Annotated in this window: 1 protein-coding gene; it reads right to left on the bottom strand. The window is 70.3% G+C overall.

The window, feature by feature from the left end; genetic code table 11:
• Positions 1-56: 56 nt before the first annotated feature.
• Positions 57-335, bottom strand: a complete 279-nt coding sequence (locus AC1DSF_RS30720; RefSeq protein ID WP_423535674.1) for an acyl carrier protein — start codon at positions 333-335, stop codon at positions 57-59.
• Positions 336-498 lie beyond the last annotated feature (163 nt).

The raw sequence follows: 498 nt of genomic DNA, 5'->3' as shown, positions 1-498 counted from the left end.
CGCAGATCCGCCCGGCCAGGCCGGTCGAGGCGGCCTGGCCGGTTTCGGGGCCCGCGCTAGTCACCGAGCCCCATTCCGCGGAGCATGTCGTAGGCGACCTTGAACCCGCTCATCTCGATGACCTGGTCGGTGTCGAACTGCACGCCGAACTCGTCCTCGATCGCGGCGACGAGTGCCATGTGGCCGAGCGAGTCCCACTTGTCGATCTCGCGGTAGCGCAGTTCCTCGATCTGCACCGACGGGTCGAGATCGAGCGCGTAGGCGAAGACGCCCTTGAGGCGGTCCCTGGTGGTGGCGCCGTCCTTGGTGGTGGAGTCGTCCGTGGTGGTGGACATGTGTCCCCCTTTCGTACGCGGTGGCCGTTCGGCCCGGTCGGCCGTGGCGGTCGGTTGGCCGCGGCCGGTCCTTCGCTGTCCGGCCCGGCCGTCGGATGGCCGGGCACCGGAAACGCGGGTGAGGCGGGATACCCGCTCCCTACCGGGTGCCACGGCAGAGCGC

The sequence above is a fragment of the Variovorax sp. 01N429 genome (assembly GCF_056399425.1).
This window is presented reverse-complemented; position numbering and strand designations above follow the sequence as displayed.

Excerpts from the sequence above, each read along its gene's own strand:
- AC1DSF_RS30720 (WP_423535674.1), bottom strand. The coding sequence starts at position 335 with ATGTCCACCACCACGGACGACTCCACCACCAAGGACGGCGCCACCACC.